Genomic DNA, 16,474 nt, shown 5'->3' with positions numbered 1-16,474 from the left:
AAAAATCACAACAACCAATAAAATATGGACACACACTCAAACATATTAAAATATAAACATCTCGGAATCTATACCCAAAACGAAAATGTAGTGTATATGCGCGAAGATTGCCACGTCTGTATTTCAGAAGGGTTTGAGGCACTTACCCGAATAAGAATATCCAATGCAAATACATCAATCGTAGCAAGTCTTAATGTCCTGAATTCTGATATTCTGTTGCCTAATGAAATCGGACTATCAGATGCTGCTGCGAAAAAACTCAATGTTTCCCCAAACGATACATTATATGTTTCCCATTTAGAGCCTATTGAATCCTTAAGCCACGTCAGGGCAAAAATCTATAACAAAAAACTGAATTATAAGGCCTATAACAACATCATAACCGATATCGTGGAAGGCGATTATTCCAACATCCACCTTTCGGCATTTATTACTGCCTGTGCTGGCGACCGAATGGATATTGATGAAATATCCGACCTAACGAAAGCAATGATTGCTTCCGGAAAGCAACTGAACTGGAACAAGGATATCGTGGTCGACAAACATTGTATTGGCGGATTGCCTGGCAATAGGACAACACCATTGGTAGTTGCCATTGTTGCCGCGTATGGGCTTACTATGCCAAAAACATCCTCACGGGCAATCACTTCGCCAGCAGGCACAGCAGATACAATGGAAGTACTGACCAATGTTACGCTCTCTTCCGAGGAAATAAAGACCGTAGTAGAAAAAGAAGGCGGATGTTTTGTTTGGGGCGGTACAGCGCAGTTAAGTCCTGCCGATGATGTGCTCATTAAAATTGAAAAAGCCTTGGATATTGATAGCGAAGGTCAGCTCATCGCTTCAGTACTCTCTAAAAAGGCAGCAGCTGGTTCTACTCACGTGGTCATTGATATTCCCGTGGGAGAAACCGCCAAGGTTCGCAGTACCGAAATGGCAGAAAAACTAAAAAATCATATGGAAACCGTTGGGACATCTGTTGACTTGAATGTAAAAGTTGTAGTTACGGATGGCACGCAGCCTGTTGGAAGGGGTATCGGTCCAACATTAGAAGCCATAGATATATTAAAAGTTTTGAAAAATGAGGAAGATGCACCTAAAGACTTAACAGAAAGAGCATTGCTTTTAGCTACTGAACTATTAGAACTTTCTGGAAAAGTAGAAAAAGGAAAGGGACTGGAAACCGCACGTGAAATTCTCAAATCTGGTCAGGCTTATAAAAAATTCCTTGCTATTTGTAATGCGCAAGGTCGCTTTTCAAAACCTGTTTTAGCACCCTATAAAACCGAAATTAGAGCAGAAAACTCTGGGGTTTTAAAGCGCATAGATAATAGAAAGATAGCAAAACTCGCCAAGCTTTCCGGCGCACCGCAGTCTAAATCGGCAGGGATTCTTTTGAATGTCCATTTAAATGAAAAAATTGAAATAGACCAATTATTATATACCATATATGCTGAATCCAAAGGCGAACTCAACTATGCTCTGGAATATAAAAACAACCATAACGACATCATAACTATAATTTAAAAAACTATGAAAACAATATTATTCTGTCTTCCCGGAAATGAAGAACTCACAGAACTAATGGCTACAAAAATGGATGCTGAAGTGGGCAAAGCCATTTTGCGTAAATTCCCTGACGGGGAATCGTACACACGCATCTTATCTGATGTTAAAGATAAATGTGTGGTACTGGTATGCACCTTGCACGAACCAGACGAAAAACTATTGCCCCTTTATTTTTTAAGTCATACTGCCAAATCATTAGGGGCAATGTGCACCTGTTTGGTAGCGCCCTATTTGGCATATATGAGGCAGGACAAAGTATTTAATGAAGGCGAAGGGGTAACTTCTGGTTTCTTCGGAAAATTGATTTCTGGTTTCGCCGATAGCATTACCACAGTTGACCCTCACTTGCACAGAATTAGTTCGTTGGGAGAAGTGTATCAAATTCCAAATAAAGTAATTCACGCTGCCGATGCTATTTCAGATTGGATTAAAGAAAATATCGAAAACCCGGTACTTATCGGACCTGATTCTGAAAGTGAACAATGGGTATCAGAAGTCGCCAAAAATGCAGGAGCACCATTTACGGTATTACAAAAGGTGCGTCACGGTGACCGTGATGTAGAAGTCTCTGTTCCCGATGTGGATATATATAAAGATGCTACACCCATTTTGGTAGATGATATTATTTCCACAGCCCGAACAATGATTGAAACCGTACAACATCTTAAAAAAGCAGGAATGAAACCACCTATTTGTGTAGGCATTCACGCCGTTTTTTCAGGAAACACCTATCAAGATTTATTGGATTCCGGAGTAGAAAAAATAGTGACTTGTAATACCATCCCACACTCTTCAAATGGAATAGATTTAAGTGATATTATGGCAAAAGAGGTAAAAAAATTAATGCACCATATATGAGAAAACAAGGCTTTATAGTACTAATCACTTTATTCAGCATCACAATGACTGGACAAACTGAAATGCTCATTGGGCAGATTTCAGGCAGAGTTGTTATTCGGGAAAACTTTGATAAAGAAGGTGATTTTCTCAATAAACAAACTTTTGAAGCTGGAGAAACAATAAAGGAAAATGGATATTATGAAATAAAGGTAGTTACAGAATTGTTTGACAAAAACAAACAATCAACCGATAAATACACTACTACCTACCGTTGTGAGCCAGATGACGCCAATGTAATGATAATGGCTTTTCCGTTTTCCAAGCCAAAATCAAAAGAAACCGAAATTAATACCATTTCTGAAAATTTTAAAAAGCTCTACGATTTACAAAACTTGAAAGATATTAAATTGGAAATGAGTTTTGACTCGGGCTTGTTAAACTTTTTTGGTTCCAAAAGCATCATAAAAATTTATGACCGAAAATTAGAGGATGGGAAAAACACTATAAAATCAAAAATTAATATTAAAGCCTATGCCTGGGGAATTCGCATTAAGCAACTCAATTATACCGTTATCGAAAAATTAAATGAAAAAGGTTTATTGACTTTTCAGAAATTTTCAGAAGCAGATAACAGCTATTTTACAATAAACTATAAATAAAGACAGATGAAAAATTACGATACACTTTCTGAAGCCATAAACGATTTACAGGGAAATGGCTATACATATGATTTTAACCTAAAACCAGAATGTTTGGAGTGTGCCTCACTAAAAATTGAAATACACCCAGAAGATTTTAATGTTGACGAGATGCATCGTTTTGAGGGTATGAGCAGTACCGACGATAATAGTGTGCTTTATGCTATTTCATCAAAAAATGGGATTAAAGGACTTTTGGTAGATGCCTATGGCGTCTATGCCGAAAACATTTCGGAAGCTATGAGAAAAAAATTACGATAACACTTAAACAAGACAATAATGGAAAATCACGAACACCACAATCACGATGAAATGGACCATTCTAAAATGGACCATTCGAAGATGAAACACAAAAAAGAAGACCATTCTAAAATGAACCACAAAGGTGGAGACCATTCTGGCCACAATCCAGGGCACGGAGAACACGGGCACGACCATCATAAAATGATGATTGCCGATTTTAGAAAACGGTTTTGGGTAACCCTTGTACTTACTATTCCCATACTGTTCTTCTCGCCGATGATTCAGGACTTTTTTGGATATGAGTTTTTGCTTCCCGGAAATCCATATATCCTTTTTGCAGTTTCCACAATCGTATATTTCTATGGTGGTTGGCCATTTTTAAAAGGATTCTGGTCTGAAATCAAAAAAGGTGCGCCAGGAATGATGACCTTGATTTCTATGGCAATTTCTGTAGCTTATTTTTATAGCACCGCGACCGTATTTGGCTTAAGAGGCGAAGACTTTTTCTGGGAGCTATCAACACTTATAGCCATAATGTTGCTTGGTCATTGGATAGAAATGAAAAGTGTGTTAGGTGCGTCAAAAGCTTTACAGTTACTGGTAAGTATGATGCCTGCGGAAGCGCATAGGGTAAAGGATGATACCATAGAAGATATTCCGTTGGAAGATTTGTTAAAAGATGATGTGATTTTGGTTAAACCAGGTGAAAAAGTTCCTGCTGATGGGATTATAGTAGACGGTTCAAGTTACCTGAACGAATCTATGCTTACAGGCGAATCCAAACCTGTAAAAAAAGATGAAAACGATAAGGTTATTGGTGGTTCGGTAAATGGTAACAGTACCTTAAAAGTAAAGGTTGAGCATACTGGAAAAGATAGCTATCTCAACAAGGTCATCAAAATGGTCGAAGAAGCGCAAAAAACCAAATCAAAAATGCAAAACCTCTCGGATAGAGCTGCAAAATGGCTTACCTATATCGCATTAGGTATTGGTTTTGGAACATTAGCGGTATGGCTGATTTTAGGCTTTCCATTTGTCTATGCTTTAGAAAGAATGGTTACCGTTATGGTCATTGCTTGTCCACACGCATTAGGTCTTGCCATACCACTTGTGGTTGCTATTTCTACTGCTGTTTCAGCTCAAAACGGGTTATTAATTCGAAATAGGACAGCTTTTGAAGAATCCCGAAAAATATCAGCTTTATTGTTTGATAAAACGGGAACATTGACCAAAGGCGATTTTGGCGTTACTCGAATTGAGTCTGTTAGCGAAACTTATTCATCTGAAGAAATTTTAAGGCTTTCGAGTGCATTGGAACAAAGTTCGGAACATCCTATCGCCGTAGGTATTATTAAAAAAGTCAAAGAAGATAATATGACCATCCCAAAGCCTGAAAACTTTAATGCAATTACAGGTAAAGGCGTTGAGGCCAATGTAGAAGGTAAGCAAGTAAAAGTGGTTAGTCCTGGTTTTTTAAGGGATGAAAAAATCACTATTCCCGAAGACGCATACAGTGATGCCGCTGAAACAGTTGTTTTTGTCTTGATTGATGGAAAATTAGCTGGTTACATTGCTCTTGCCGATGAAATACGACCAGAATCTGCCGAAGCCATAAAAGTCTTTAAAAAGAATAACATTAAAGTTTTGATGGCAACAGGAGATAACGAAAAAACAGCCAAAGCTGTAAGTGATAAGCTTGGCTTGGATGGTTACTATGCTGAAGTGCTGCCACATCAAAAGGTAGAAATTGTAGAAAAGTTACAAAACAAAGGAGAATTTGTGGCTATGACTGGCGATGGTGTAAACGATGCGCCTGCACTTGCAAAAGCTGATGTTGGTATTGCCGTTGGTTCCGGAACAGATGTGGCTGCTGAAACTGCCGATATTATTTTGGTAAATAGCAATCCACAGGATATTGCCAATCTAATTCTATTCGGAAAAGCGACCTATAACAAAATGATTCAGAATCTAATCTGGGCTACGGGATATAATGTAGTGGCTATTCCTTTAGCAGCTGGCGTACTATATTCTTCAGGCTTTGTTTTAGGACCTGCCGTTGGAGCTGTATTTATGAGTTTGAGCACCATTATAGTGGCCATTAATGCACAATTGTTAAAAAGAAAAATCGGTAAAAAATAAATGGAAAGAAAAGAAAAACTCAACAGGATATTTTTAATCCTGTTGAGTTTATTTGTAGTGATGTTGGGCTATGGTATATTATTGCCAACCCTTCCTTACTATACCGAAAGATTAGCTTTAAAAGACAATCTTGATACCGATTTAATCAACTTCCATATTGGACTGCTTACAAGCATTTATCCATTATTTCAATTAATTTTTGTTGTGGTATGGGGAAAGCTTTCAGATAGATATGGACGTAAACCAATTATCATTGTTGGGCTAATCGGCTTTGTAATTATGCAATTACTTACCGGTCTTGCTACATCATTGACGATGCTATATGTTGCTCGCATCTTTGGTGGTATTTTCACGTCATCAGTTATTCCAGTTAGCAACGCATATTTGAGCGACATTACTTCTGAAAAACGAAGAACAAAAATAATGGGTTGGTCGGGTGTTGCCATTAGCTCTGGTGTTATTTTTGGCCCTGTCATTGGTGGCTTTCTGTCTCAAACTGACCTTCATTTAAAATAAGGTTCAAAGGATTTATCAAACAGGAAATTTATTGAGCCTATAGTAGAAATCACTGCAGCGGCCCATATCTCGGGCTTTCCTCTTTTAAAAGGGACTTCTCTTTTTCTGCCCATTTTCTTAATAAGTTTCTCACAGAGCGCAGCATACTCTTCATTTATTTCCTGAATACAGAATGTTCTTGTAAGGTCTATTAACAATGTTTCTTTAGCCTTGGTCTCTTCTTTACTCATAATGATGCTTTTTTATACCCCGGTAGTAACTCCTCCAGTTTTTGGATGCTATGATCAGGTATTCTTTGCAGGGTATCCTCTAACCACTCCTGGGGATTCACACCATGCATTTTACAACTCCCAAAGAAGGAATATAACATAGCTGCATCTTGTGCAGCCTTGTGAGAGCCTGCGAAGAGGAAATTTTTTCGGCCGAGAGCCAATGCTCTTATGGAATTCTCAATTTGATTATTATCCAATTCGATCCTACCATCTTCAAAGATCACCTCGAACTTAGGGTATTGATTTATGAAGTAGGTCATGGCTTTTCCCATGGCACTTTTGGGCAACACCTTAAACTGTTCTTCCTGGATCCAGGTTTTGATCTGTTGCAGTAGCGGTAGCACCTTTTGTAATCTTAGTTCCTTTCGCATCTCTGCATTCCCGGCTGCTCCTGCTTTGATCGCTTGTTCCTCCCTATAAATTTCACTAAATATAGCTAGTGCTTTTTCTGCCCTTGCTTTATCCTGGTCCCGGGCATCCACAAATTTTCGTCTGGCATGCACCAGGCAACCGGCCATAATAATATCAGGATCTAACCCGATTTTATCATACACCGTGTAACCATCACATTGGACGTAACCCTTATACCCATCAAGGAGTTCTTTGGGACCATGTTGTCCACGTCCTTTCCGGTAATTAAAGAGCACCAGTTTTTGCAAGGGGTCGTGATAGACCCATTGGTAGCCTTGATGTGTGCTGCCTTTTTTATCACTATCCAGCACCTTTATCGGACTTTCATCAGCCTGGATGTACCCGCCTTCAAGGATTTTTTGCTTCAAGGTGTTGTAGAGGGGCTCCAACAGCTGGCAACAACTCGACATCCAGTCACTTAAAGTACTGGAGGCTGGTTCCCAGCCAAACTCTCGTTTAAAACGCTGGATCTGACGATAGAATGGCAAGTGGTCAACATACTTGCTCACCAGGATATAGGCCAGTAAACAGGCCTCGGCAATAGATTTTTCGATAGGACGCGTGGGAAGTGGCGCGATTACCACCCCTTGCTGGTCTTTCCTGGTATATTTAGGACGAATGGTCCGTCTTTTAACCAGGCTGGCTGGGGTGTATTCCAGGGTTTCACTAACTTCCTCACCTATTTTTTTCAGCGTACTTATATCTTCCTCGGGTTCAAGAATGACTTCCCGCACCGGAAGGTGTTCCCGCAGGCTAGCACGTCCAGGATGTTTTTGTTTTTCCCGGGTATAGGTGATGGTTTCTTTAGGGCTGGCTATTTGCCCTGTTTTATCTGAATTTTCAGAAAAAAGTGATAGTTGCTGCTCAAAAATTTCAGGAATAAAGCGTTCCGATTTAAAGCCTTTAATCAGCTTATAGAGCTGCCCGAGTTGTACCTCCATAGCGGAGATTTTCTCCTTAAAGGCTTCATTGGACGCTCGAAGTTGCTGGTTCTCTTTTTGTAGCTCCTGATAGGTCATCGGGCAGCTAAAATACTACCCTTGTTAAAAATATACCAGCAATTAACCGACTTTTTTATAGCGTTTTCTTCGGGTAATATTGGTGATGGCTACCCCGTCTATGAGCATCACCAGTTGGGTGTAATCCAATTGGAGTCCTCCCACGGATTCATCGTAATCGGGCAATTCAAAAGTACCACGCTCCAGGCGTTTATAGTACAACACAAAGCCCCCGGACTGCCAATGCAGTAACTTGACCTTATTGCGCGCTTTATTGATAAAAATATAGACCGAACCATCCTGGGGACTATGGCCTAATTCTCCAAGGACCAGCCCACATAACCCATCGAAGCTTTTACGCATATCGGTACCAGGAAGATATAACTGGTAATTCAGGGAACTGCTTAAAGCAAACATTACAGGGGAATTTCAATTTCTACGCCATTCCCTAAACGGATGTGCATACTCCTGGAGGATATTGGAGTGGTAGAAGGATTGGCTGATAAAGAAACAAAATTGCTTTTTTCCGGTTTTTTGCTTTCCTCCTTGAGAAACTTGTTTACCCAATAGCAGAGTTTTCCTTTGCTAATCCCATGGTCACGGGCAAAAGCCGTTTGACTTTGTCCTGATTCATAATAGCTGGTGACCAGCTTACGCATTTCTGAGGTAGAAGATCGGGTCATTTTTAAGTATATTTAGACCGCTAAATTATAACCTACACGGTTCTCAGAAAAGATGCACTTAGACGGACGCATACGAAGAAACAGAGAGGGTAAGAAATTCAAATAGCTTACTTCCCGCTGTTTCTGGTGAGAATGTTATTCATTTTTCCGCCATTCCATGGTTGAGATTCACCAGTATTTCACATGCAAGAAGTTTTACTTTCCCAGACAGTAGTCCAAAAATATCTTTTGGAAAAGTGGAACATAAAAAGGATAAGAAAACAATGCCTATATCTATTCACGCACATCACGCTTTATTGGATGGATATCACCTAGCCCTTTTTATTGAACACTTTCAGAATTTAATGGACTGTACAAGTACGAACGGAAACCATACATAACAAGATTAATCGTAGTGGTCCATTTTAATTCTAAATTAACTGCTTTCCAATTAAGAATTATCTACTTTTAAACAGTTCGGTTTTAAGGGAGGAGGTCAGTAACAGTGGTATGACTATAAAACGCTTTAAATTAAAGCTATAAATTTAATTTGTTCTTTATAACATCAAAGACGATCAAATAATATAAGTCTTGATGTTCTTTTAAGTTTAGTGAATGATTCAGTGAATATATCCTCCTGAGAAGATATAAAGTGGCTGGTAATAGGCTTTCCGAAAGGCAGCAAGTTTCCTGCCACCCCGACTTCTTAAAAATCATTTTAACCTTTCCTCACCACCAAATGGCTCAGTCCCGGATCATTTAGTAACCGTTCCATTTCCGATTGGATAATATCTTGAATATCCTGTTTGATTTGGAAATAATTCCGCTGTACCATGCCCGAATCCAACTTTCGGATCACTTCAATGTCCTGGTAATTTTGTTCCTCACGCTTAAGGCTATCATGGTCATTGATAATCTCGCAATGGAAAGCTTTCAAGTCAATCTTACAATCAGGATTATCCGTTACCATGCCCACAAATTCACCAGAGCTTAAACTTGAGATTTTGGAAGGTGGTATCGCTACTTCCAATTGTTTGGATCGACTAATCGAGGTATCTCCGCTGTTGATGGAATAACTTTCCCTGTCCTGCATGATTTTACCAAAGCGTTCCGATAATTGTTTAGCGGTATCACCTGTCACCTGACCACTAACAATATTCCCAGTAATATTCATAATCACATCTGCCTGTTCACGGCCGTAATCTTTGCGGAGCTGACTAAAATCCTGAATGCCCAGACAGGTAGAAACCTTATTGCTTCGTGCAGTAGCGATCAGGCTGTCCATATTGTTCAGGTAGATGGTCGGGAACTCATCAAAAATAAGGCTGCTCTTTAGCTTCCCTTTTTTGTTCACCAGCTTAATTAATCGGTTTACATAAAGCGATAATACCGCTCCATAAATTTGTATTTTCTGCGGATTGTTCCCCATACACACAATCTTTGGATCATCAGGATTATTAATATCCAGATTAAAATCATTTCCCGATAACACATAACATAAATGCGGGGATGAAAGCCTTGCCATCGCCACTTTTGCCGAAGCTATCTGGCCTTCCAATTGTTCCATGACATCATTCAAATAAGCGTTAACAAAAGGATTTATCAGTACTTCAATTTCCTTTTCGGTACGAAGCAAAGAAAATAGGCTATCATAATCTACCTGCATCAATTCTATTACATGCGGCAAGGTGCAAAATTCTCCATCCTTGTATTTTTTCAGATACCAGATAATAGCCGTCAGAAAGTTAATCGGAGATTCCACAAAGAAGTCTCCCTGACGTTTGATCCATTCCCTGTTTAACCCCATCAAAATGGTACGGGCACTTTCTGCCGCATCGGTAATATCGGTCATAGCTGAAGGTTCCAAGGGATTGCATCGATGGCTCCGGGTGAGATCATCAAAATTAATCACATAAAATGCTGGTGGCTTGATGTATCGATGTTGATTTTTAAGCCAGGTGTTATAAGCTATTTTGGAAAGGTCATCAAACTTAAAGTCATATACGAACATACTAAACCCTTTCCGAATATGCTGGGTAATCACATGGCGTATGACAAAGTAAGATTTTCCGGAACCGGGTGTTCCCAATACCATAATCGCCCGAAATGGATTAATGATATTGACCCAACTTTTCCGATGCTTATCCTTTAATTGATATTGGGCAGGAAGGTTAATGGAATATTCATTTTCCAGCAATCGTTCTTCCTGTGGAAAGGTTTCATTTTCCTTATTAAAAATATCCTTGTTATTGAGTTTGTCCCTTATGATTCGGGAAAGTAAAGTTCCTCCCGTCAATACCAGTAGAAAGCCTATTCCTGTGAGTGCCATATACAGGATAGCAGTGGTCACCATTGGTATGTTCAGCTTCATACACAGATAGCTGATAGAATAAATAAGCAGTCCGGTAATCAGATAAGCAAATGCTGTTCTATTATTTAATTTCTCATCCTTTTTCCCTTTGGCTCCTAAAAGGGATATACCCAAAAAACAAAGTGCAATTAATTTCGATTTGTGAAAACTGCTGAATAATCCCGTCTTATAAATATTGCTTAAAATACGGTCACTAAAAGTGCTGCTCCATCCCCATATTTCAAATGCCCTGTAACAGTAGTAATAGAAATGGATGATTAAAATGGAAATGCTGATGAGCCTGGTCATATCCAGTATCTTTCTCAGCGCCTGTTCATTTTCTCCGGTGTGCATTGCCATAGCTTTAATTTTTTTTACTGATTATTATTCAGGTTTCTTTTTTTCTTCTTTTTACGTTTCTTTTTAAGCTGATTAGGTAAATAATTCGAGGTGTTTTCTGCCTGGGTCAACACCTCCAATACATTTTCTTTTCCTGTTAATATGGAAACAGATTGATATTCTTTATCAACTTCTTTGGTTTCTGCCGCAGCGGCAGTCTGTGGCTGTAACCCAATGGTTTGTTTCGGGTCGGGATGCCTTAGCAAATCCTGTCCTGAAACCCTTTCCGGTAAACACCTTTCCTGAATAGCTTTGGCACTATAGGCTTTGCCCAAAACACTTCCGTTAAAAACACATTTGGTTTGGTGATCTACATAGGTGATTCCGTATAAAATTCCGTTAGCGTTTTGCCTAAGCACAGTATGGATACCCTGTTTTTCCAATGCAGATATAAGTTCTGGAATGGATATCTTTTTTGATAACAATTTCTTATCCACCGCATTTTTTATCCGTCTTTTAAAAGGTGTTCGTTTAGTGGCATTTTCTTTGAATTTCTGCTCCAGAAATTTCAAAGTTGGTTTATTATAAAACAGGCTGGCTTTGATAGGGACACCTGCCGCATTCCCATCCGCATCCAGCACCCGGTATAACAATCCGCCAGTTTGATAAACCTTTGAATTTTCCGTTCCTCGTTCTGCTTTTACATTATATTGATTGAGTACTGCATTTAGTTCCGGAAGGCTGGTATATTTGTATGGATTCAACACATTTTCCAGAATGTTCTGAATAGCCATTTTGGTTTGCGATTTGCCATACATTGCCTTGCCTACAACTATGGGTTTTAACTGATAATTTTCATCTTTTTTTTGGGCTTCAGCCTGCACCAAACCAAACTCTTTTTCCAATGCTTTTCGAGCTGGTTCAGATTTACGAATACCCAAATGGTGCAAGTCAATTCGCTTGCCGTCCGCTTCAATATTAGTAGTCACCAAATGGATGTGCGGATGCCCTGCATCGTGATGTTGATAGACCAGATAAGGTTGTTCACCGAAACCGATTTTATCCAGATAACCATTGGCTATTTCAAGCAGTTTTTGTTTAGGTAAATGCTTTTCTGAAACATCAAAATTGAGAGAAATATGGACACTATTCCGCTTGGTTTTTTCATTTAATTCCATCTGTTTTAGGAAGCGATTGAGCTTCATGGTAAAGCTCATTTTATCCGGGTCAACAGGGTAATTTCCTGCTCCGATACACTCGGCTACTCCCTGCTTTACCTTGTTCTCATTGTAGTTTAAAATGCGGTGAATGGAGTGTCCTGTTTTAATTACTGCAACCATATCTCTGCCATTTTTTTGATATGAGTTTTAATCTCATCCACCTTATTGAACAGGGTTCTTTTTTCCACTTCGTAGGTGATCAGCCAGTTTTTAAATTCCGCAATTCCATGAAGTGTATGCAGCTTTTTTACCGCCTGATTAAAGTTGTTCCCCACATGGTTAAGTTCCTTTCTAAGTTTACCCATCTCCACCATAAAATCATCGGCAGATTGGTTGCGGTAGGTAGTTACAATGGGCTTTTCAAAAAGGCTGTGACGGACATATTCGCTTAGCTTTCGGCAGGTGCTGTTTTGCCATTTCTTTTCAATTTTTTCATACTCATCGGGTGTCAAACGCAGCCCGATAATGCGTGTTCTGTTTGATTTTTTTCCTTCCATCTCATTCTCCTTTATCCTGTTATCAAACTCAAAAATTCATTCTATACGCCCTGCCCACGAGTTCCGAGTGATAGGCAGCAAGATGTCGGTTGTTAAACAACCGTTCATCTTGCCGTTTGCAGGAACGTTGCAAACTCATCGTTTTTGCCAAAGTCTCCCGGAGGCTTATTATTCACTTTCAGGGATTTTGGCAATTTTCTAAATAGTGAAGTTTTCTAAAAATGATTAGAAACGCCATTACAGTTTATTCCCTAAGCGTTTCTTCTGCTGCTTTCCAATATGCATAAGCCAGTCATTAAGGTCTTTGTGGTTTTGGTATAAGCTGCTTTTATCAATATATTTTGTACTCATTGAAAGTGCACGCTGGGTAAGATTTTGTCCAGTGGGATCCCTATCCAGGTACAGTCGAATCGCCTGATGTTTCTCCATAAATGGGCGAGCTCTTTCAAAGAAGGAAACCGAATTTAAAACCACAATATCCTGACTATTTTCAGGAAGGTTTTTGTGGAGGGCTCTAAGGGATAAAAAATCGATAAAACCTTCGAAAACTGCCACCTCTTTAGAACCATTTTTTACAGTAGTAATGTCCTTGGGAGAACTGCTTGCTTTAAAATAAGGATTGCGTATTTCAAATCCGCCAGAATCATTTTTAAAACCAATTCCGTAATAGCTTTTGGCATTCAGTTCATAATGTACTTCTTTACAATATTTGACTGCTATTTCAACAGGAATTTTTCGCTGTTTCAAGTAGCGGATCAATGCATACGAACTAAGTGCAACATCTTTTAAAATTTTAAGTTGATGCTCCGGCTCATTTTCTATTTTGGGAATGTTTTTTAAGGGCTTTTGAAAAGAAAAACCACCATTCAATTTGTTTAGAAATTCTCCAACGGAGCAACCATAATGTTCTATTCCAAAATCGATAATATTACCTCCCTTACCAAGCCCATGATCGTACCATCGGTTCAGCTTTCGATTTACCTTAAAAGAGGGTGTCTTTTCCTGCCGTAATGGTGAAACATACCAATAGTCATTGTTTCTGATTTTTGAAGGTTCATAACCTAACAAGGACAGGTACTGAACCATATCCATTTCCTTAGCTTTCGCAATGGAAAGTTTTTGTTTCCTGAAATCCATAACCACACATTTTCATCTTCACTATTCAGTTCACTGACGTAAAGTTAAACAAGTGGTATGGCTTCTACCTATCCTCTCTATATTTTGAATGGGATGGTAGTTAAAAGGTATTCCAGAATTCATTTTGCTAAATCCACTCTTCTTTTGATAGGATATTTTTCCTTTAAAAGAAGAGATTTTATTCCATATACAAGAGAATACTCTTACATAACAATAAGATAATAATTTAATTCGAAATAACTATACTCCATGAGTAACAACCTTATTACATATATTAAATTATAAAACTCCTTTTATAGTATATTCACTTCCTAAAAAATACATTCTGAAACTTCATCTGTTTAAGGCAATACATTATATTTCCTTGAGGTTGACTTTTACATTTAGAAGATACTATATCTTTGAATTCTTCTTCTTGCGAGACCAAAACATTCAGAATAATCCAATACTCATTAATATTTTTTAATAATTAAAAAAAAGTCTTTGTTGAGTACTGGAAACAGATAACGAATTTTCTGTTTTTTTCTCCAACACCTACACTAAAACCTAATATATACCTAACAGGAAGAGAAATCTTTCTTTATAACAACAAAATTATTAGCCGTTTTTCCATAACATTTGAAGAAACACAAAATTTCATAATTATATATTATTATGGAATTTGGTGTTCCATCGCGAATGTTAGAAAGACAATAATACTATGAATAGTTGCTAAATATAACACCTCGATTTGTTTAGTCCACTTTTAGTTGATTCTTATTTGATTTTTTCGGCTTCATCGTTATTTCATCTATAGGTTTTATTTTACCAATTCCCTGGTGGCCCTGATGGTGATAGTTGCCTATCCATAACTTTATTCTTTTGTATAGCGTAATTCTGTCTTCTGTTCGATTCAGGTAAATATTCTGATATTTTATGGTTCTCCAAGAAAGTTCAATGCAAATACTGTCCAAGAGCTCTTCTTTTTCTATCCATACTTATCCAGATCCCGTTATTTTTTAAAAAGGATACATAATCTAAGCAGGTTTATTGATCCCATTGATCTGAATTAAGAATATCATACTTCCCATGCTTGCTACTACTTCTTTGACCACTTCCAAACTACTATTACTATCTAAAGTGTTGGAAAGTCTCCATCCCACACTTACGAGGCTAAAGACGTCAACTGCCGTAAGATAAATGAAGCCTTATTCCATAGGAATAAAGGCAATACCTATTTCCCCTACCTGATTGAGACAAATGACTTCTAAATTTATAAAAAAATAAATTTGATATATTTCTTCTCTTCATGACCGGTAAGATGACTTAGTGGATAGATGGAGCGTATACTGTCCTTATGCATTAAGAGCCTTACCCGTTCATAACCGGCTCGATATCCTTTTTAGCATGAATTGCATAATCAACACATCTGCTGTTGTTTCTTCCAAAATATACTTGTCCACGAGTTTCAGTAGCTGCAGATTTTCCGGTTTCTAGCCTTTGGGAACGTAATAGAACGTACTTAAGTTGATTGTCAATAGATTGCATTGCTTACTAATATTTAAAATGATATCTTCATTAGATCTAGTTTGTTCAAGATCTTTTCGAAAAGTCACACTCCATCTCAAGCTTTCCAATTTTTGCATAAAGCTTATCCAGATCAACTTCTTTTTAGCAGACTTGTCTTTTTCTTATCAAAAACATTGTTCGATTTCTAAATTAATTCTTATTTCAAATGGCTAATTTAATTTGGGGCGAGTGCAAGCTCGGCAAGTTACAAAAGGCTATAGCGCTCTTTTAAAACTTCTACGGTCACTTTGGACTTAAATTCTGAACTGAAACTGCCTGAACCCAAGCAGCATTTATACGCTTTTTTCTCATTGAGGTTAATGTTTAAAGTTAGTAAAATTTCAATTTAAATAGTACAGTTTTATCGAGGTACTATACTTAGCGCTACCCGTATTCCAATGATCCCGCCGTAGGTGCTATACAAATAATAATACCCATTACACTTTTATAAATGTGAACCCTCAAGGCTCCGGGAATTTCCCCGTTGTAGACTGAAGTTTTTTTAGCCAATAGTATCTATAATTTCATCAACCTCAGTGATAAAAATTTTACCATATTATTCGGCAATGTGGATTTTTTTCATCGTCATCATAAAAGTATCCGGGATTGCCATACCCTGTTTTGAGTTTAGTTATTTCCCAACGACCCCAAAGATTTGTGGCTATGCAGGTAAAGCTTCCTACATCCAAAGTGATAAAAAGTAATCCAAACTTACCTTCATGGTATTTGAAACTGGTTGCCATTGCCCATGACCGTATCGGTTGCAACCTACTAAATCATAGCACGGATTAAAATCGAAGGGTTCTATTGCATTACTGCATTTTTACCAATTGACTAAATCTTTAGATTTCAAAAGGGTTACACCCGATAAAACAAACATCGTCGTAGCCCCCATATAGTAAGTATCATCAAAGCGGATCTGGAAAATCACCCAGAATCACGAGATTTGTAACGTTCCATCACCATTACGTTATGTAAACCTTATGCGCTAACTTTAGTACTGAACAAAATAGTTACTTCAACCAACACTATAGC

General features: G+C 38.2%; 16 protein-coding genes and 1 pseudogene. 7 read left to right on the top strand and 10 right to left on the bottom strand.

Translation table 11 applies throughout. The features are described 5' to 3' along the window. Positions 1-24 precede the first annotated feature (24 nt). The 6 genes from IIF7_RS00785 to IIF7_RS00760 are packed head-to-tail and all read left to right on the top strand — an operon-like array spanning position 25 to position 6,005. Entirely contained in the window at positions 25-1,527 is a 1,503-nt protein-coding gene (locus IIF7_RS00785) for a thymidine phosphorylase family protein (protein WP_041579016.1), read from the top strand. Between the two features lie 6 nt (positions 1,528-1,533). After that, the gene (locus IIF7_RS00780; RefSeq protein WP_013072816.1) at positions 1,534-2,427 is read left to right on the top strand and encodes a ribose-phosphate pyrophosphokinase; all 894 of its coding nucleotides are present in this window, start codon (positions 1,534-1,536) and stop codon (positions 2,425-2,427) included. Beyond that, positions 2,424-3,068: a hypothetical protein gene (locus IIF7_RS00775; protein ID WP_041579017.1), complete on the top strand. Its 645-nt coding sequence runs from the start codon at positions 2,424-2,426 to the stop codon at positions 3,066-3,068. Before IIF7_RS00780 ends, IIF7_RS00775 begins: the two co-directional genes overlap by 4 nt. A 6-nt stretch (positions 3,069-3,074) precedes the next feature. After that, positions 3,075-3,368, top strand: coding sequence for a hypothetical protein (locus tag IIF7_RS00770; RefSeq protein WP_008616393.1), 294 nt, complete (start codon positions 3,075-3,077; stop codon positions 3,366-3,368). Between the two features lie 18 nt (positions 3,369-3,386). Continuing rightward, complete coding sequence (locus tag IIF7_RS00765) at positions 3,387-5,489, top strand: copper-translocating P-type ATPase (RefSeq protein ID WP_084839789.1); 2,103 nt, start codon at positions 3,387-3,389, stop codon at positions 5,487-5,489. Next, positions 5,490-6,005: an MFS transporter gene (locus tag IIF7_RS00760; protein ID WP_245801463.1), complete on the top strand. Its 516-nt coding sequence runs from the start codon at positions 5,490-5,492 to the stop codon at positions 6,003-6,005. Here IIF7_RS00760 and IIF7_RS00755 read toward each other — a convergent pair. From IIF7_RS00755 to tnpA, 4 genes are read right to left on the bottom strand one after another with little or no spacing between them, the layout of a single operon-like run. Further along, positions 5,993-6,235 carry a DUF6398 domain-containing protein gene (locus IIF7_RS00755; RefSeq protein WP_245801462.1) on the bottom strand — a complete coding sequence of 81 codons (243 nt, stop codon included), beginning with the start codon at positions 6,233-6,235 and terminating at the stop codon, positions 5,993-5,995. The two genes, IIF7_RS00760 and IIF7_RS00755, sit on opposite strands and share 13 nt — an antisense overlap. Then, a complete protein-coding gene (tnpC, locus tag IIF7_RS00750) occupies positions 6,232-7,707 on the bottom strand; it encodes an IS66 family transposase (protein WP_084839788.1) in 1,476 nt (491 codons plus the stop codon). Before tnpC ends, IIF7_RS00755 begins: the two co-directional genes overlap by 4 nt. Positions 7,708-7,749: 42 nt before the next feature. Beyond that, entirely contained in the window at positions 7,750-8,103 is a 354-nt protein-coding gene (tnpB, locus tag IIF7_RS00745) for an IS66 family insertion sequence element accessory protein TnpB (RefSeq protein WP_084839787.1), read from the bottom strand. Further along, complete coding sequence (tnpA, locus tag IIF7_RS00740; RefSeq protein ID WP_084839786.1) at positions 8,103-8,369, bottom strand: IS66 family insertion sequence element accessory protein TnpA; 267 nt, start codon at positions 8,367-8,369, stop codon at positions 8,103-8,105. The genes tnpB and tnpA overlap by 1 nt, the downstream gene beginning before the upstream one ends. A 101-nt stretch (positions 8,370-8,470) precedes the next feature. Between tnpA and IIF7_RS00735 the strand changes: the two are divergent. Continuing rightward, a pseudogene (locus IIF7_RS00735) lies at positions 8,471-8,749 on the top strand (CatA-like O-acetyltransferase); the annotation flags it as partial. Between the two features lie 317 nt (positions 8,750-9,066). Here the strand turns inward: IIF7_RS00735 and mobC are convergent. From mobC to IIF7_RS00710, 6 genes are all read right to left on the bottom strand, one after another. Then, a complete protein-coding gene (gene mobC, locus IIF7_RS00730; protein WP_084840052.1) occupies positions 9,067-11,052 on the bottom strand; it encodes a conjugal transfer protein MobC in 1,986 nt (661 codons plus the stop codon). 20 nt (positions 11,053-11,072) lie between these two features. After that, complete coding sequence (locus tag IIF7_RS00725) at positions 11,073-12,377, bottom strand: relaxase/mobilization nuclease domain-containing protein (RefSeq protein WP_084839785.1); 1,305 nt, start codon at positions 12,375-12,377, stop codon at positions 11,073-11,075. Continuing rightward, entirely contained in the window at positions 12,365-12,754 is a 390-nt protein-coding gene (locus tag IIF7_RS00720; protein ID WP_013072827.1) for a plasmid mobilization protein, read from the bottom strand. Before IIF7_RS00720 ends, IIF7_RS00725 begins: the two co-directional genes overlap by 13 nt. Before the next feature lie 237 nt (positions 12,755-12,991). Further along, positions 12,992-13,891, bottom strand: coding sequence for a toprim domain-containing protein (locus tag IIF7_RS00715; protein WP_084839784.1), 900 nt, complete (start codon positions 13,889-13,891; stop codon positions 12,992-12,994). Between the two features lie 1,350 nt (positions 13,892-15,241). Next, a complete protein-coding gene (locus tag IIF7_RS20785) occupies positions 15,242-15,418 on the bottom strand; it encodes a hypothetical protein (protein ID WP_176218878.1) in 177 nt (58 codons plus the stop codon). Positions 15,419-15,987: 569 nt separating this feature from the next. Beyond that, positions 15,988-16,182, bottom strand: coding sequence for a glycoside hydrolase family protein (locus IIF7_RS00710; RefSeq protein ID WP_084839783.1), 195 nt, complete (start codon positions 16,180-16,182; stop codon positions 15,988-15,990). Positions 16,183-16,474: the final 292 nt, after the last annotated feature.

Source organism: Zunongwangia atlantica 22II14-10F7 (assembly GCF_002094855.1).
Classification (GTDB): Bacteria; Bacteroidota; Bacteroidia; order Flavobacteriales; family Flavobacteriaceae; genus Zunongwangia; species Zunongwangia atlantica.
Note: the sequence above shows the minus strand (reverse complement) of the source record. Positions and strands in the feature narration are given on the sequence as shown.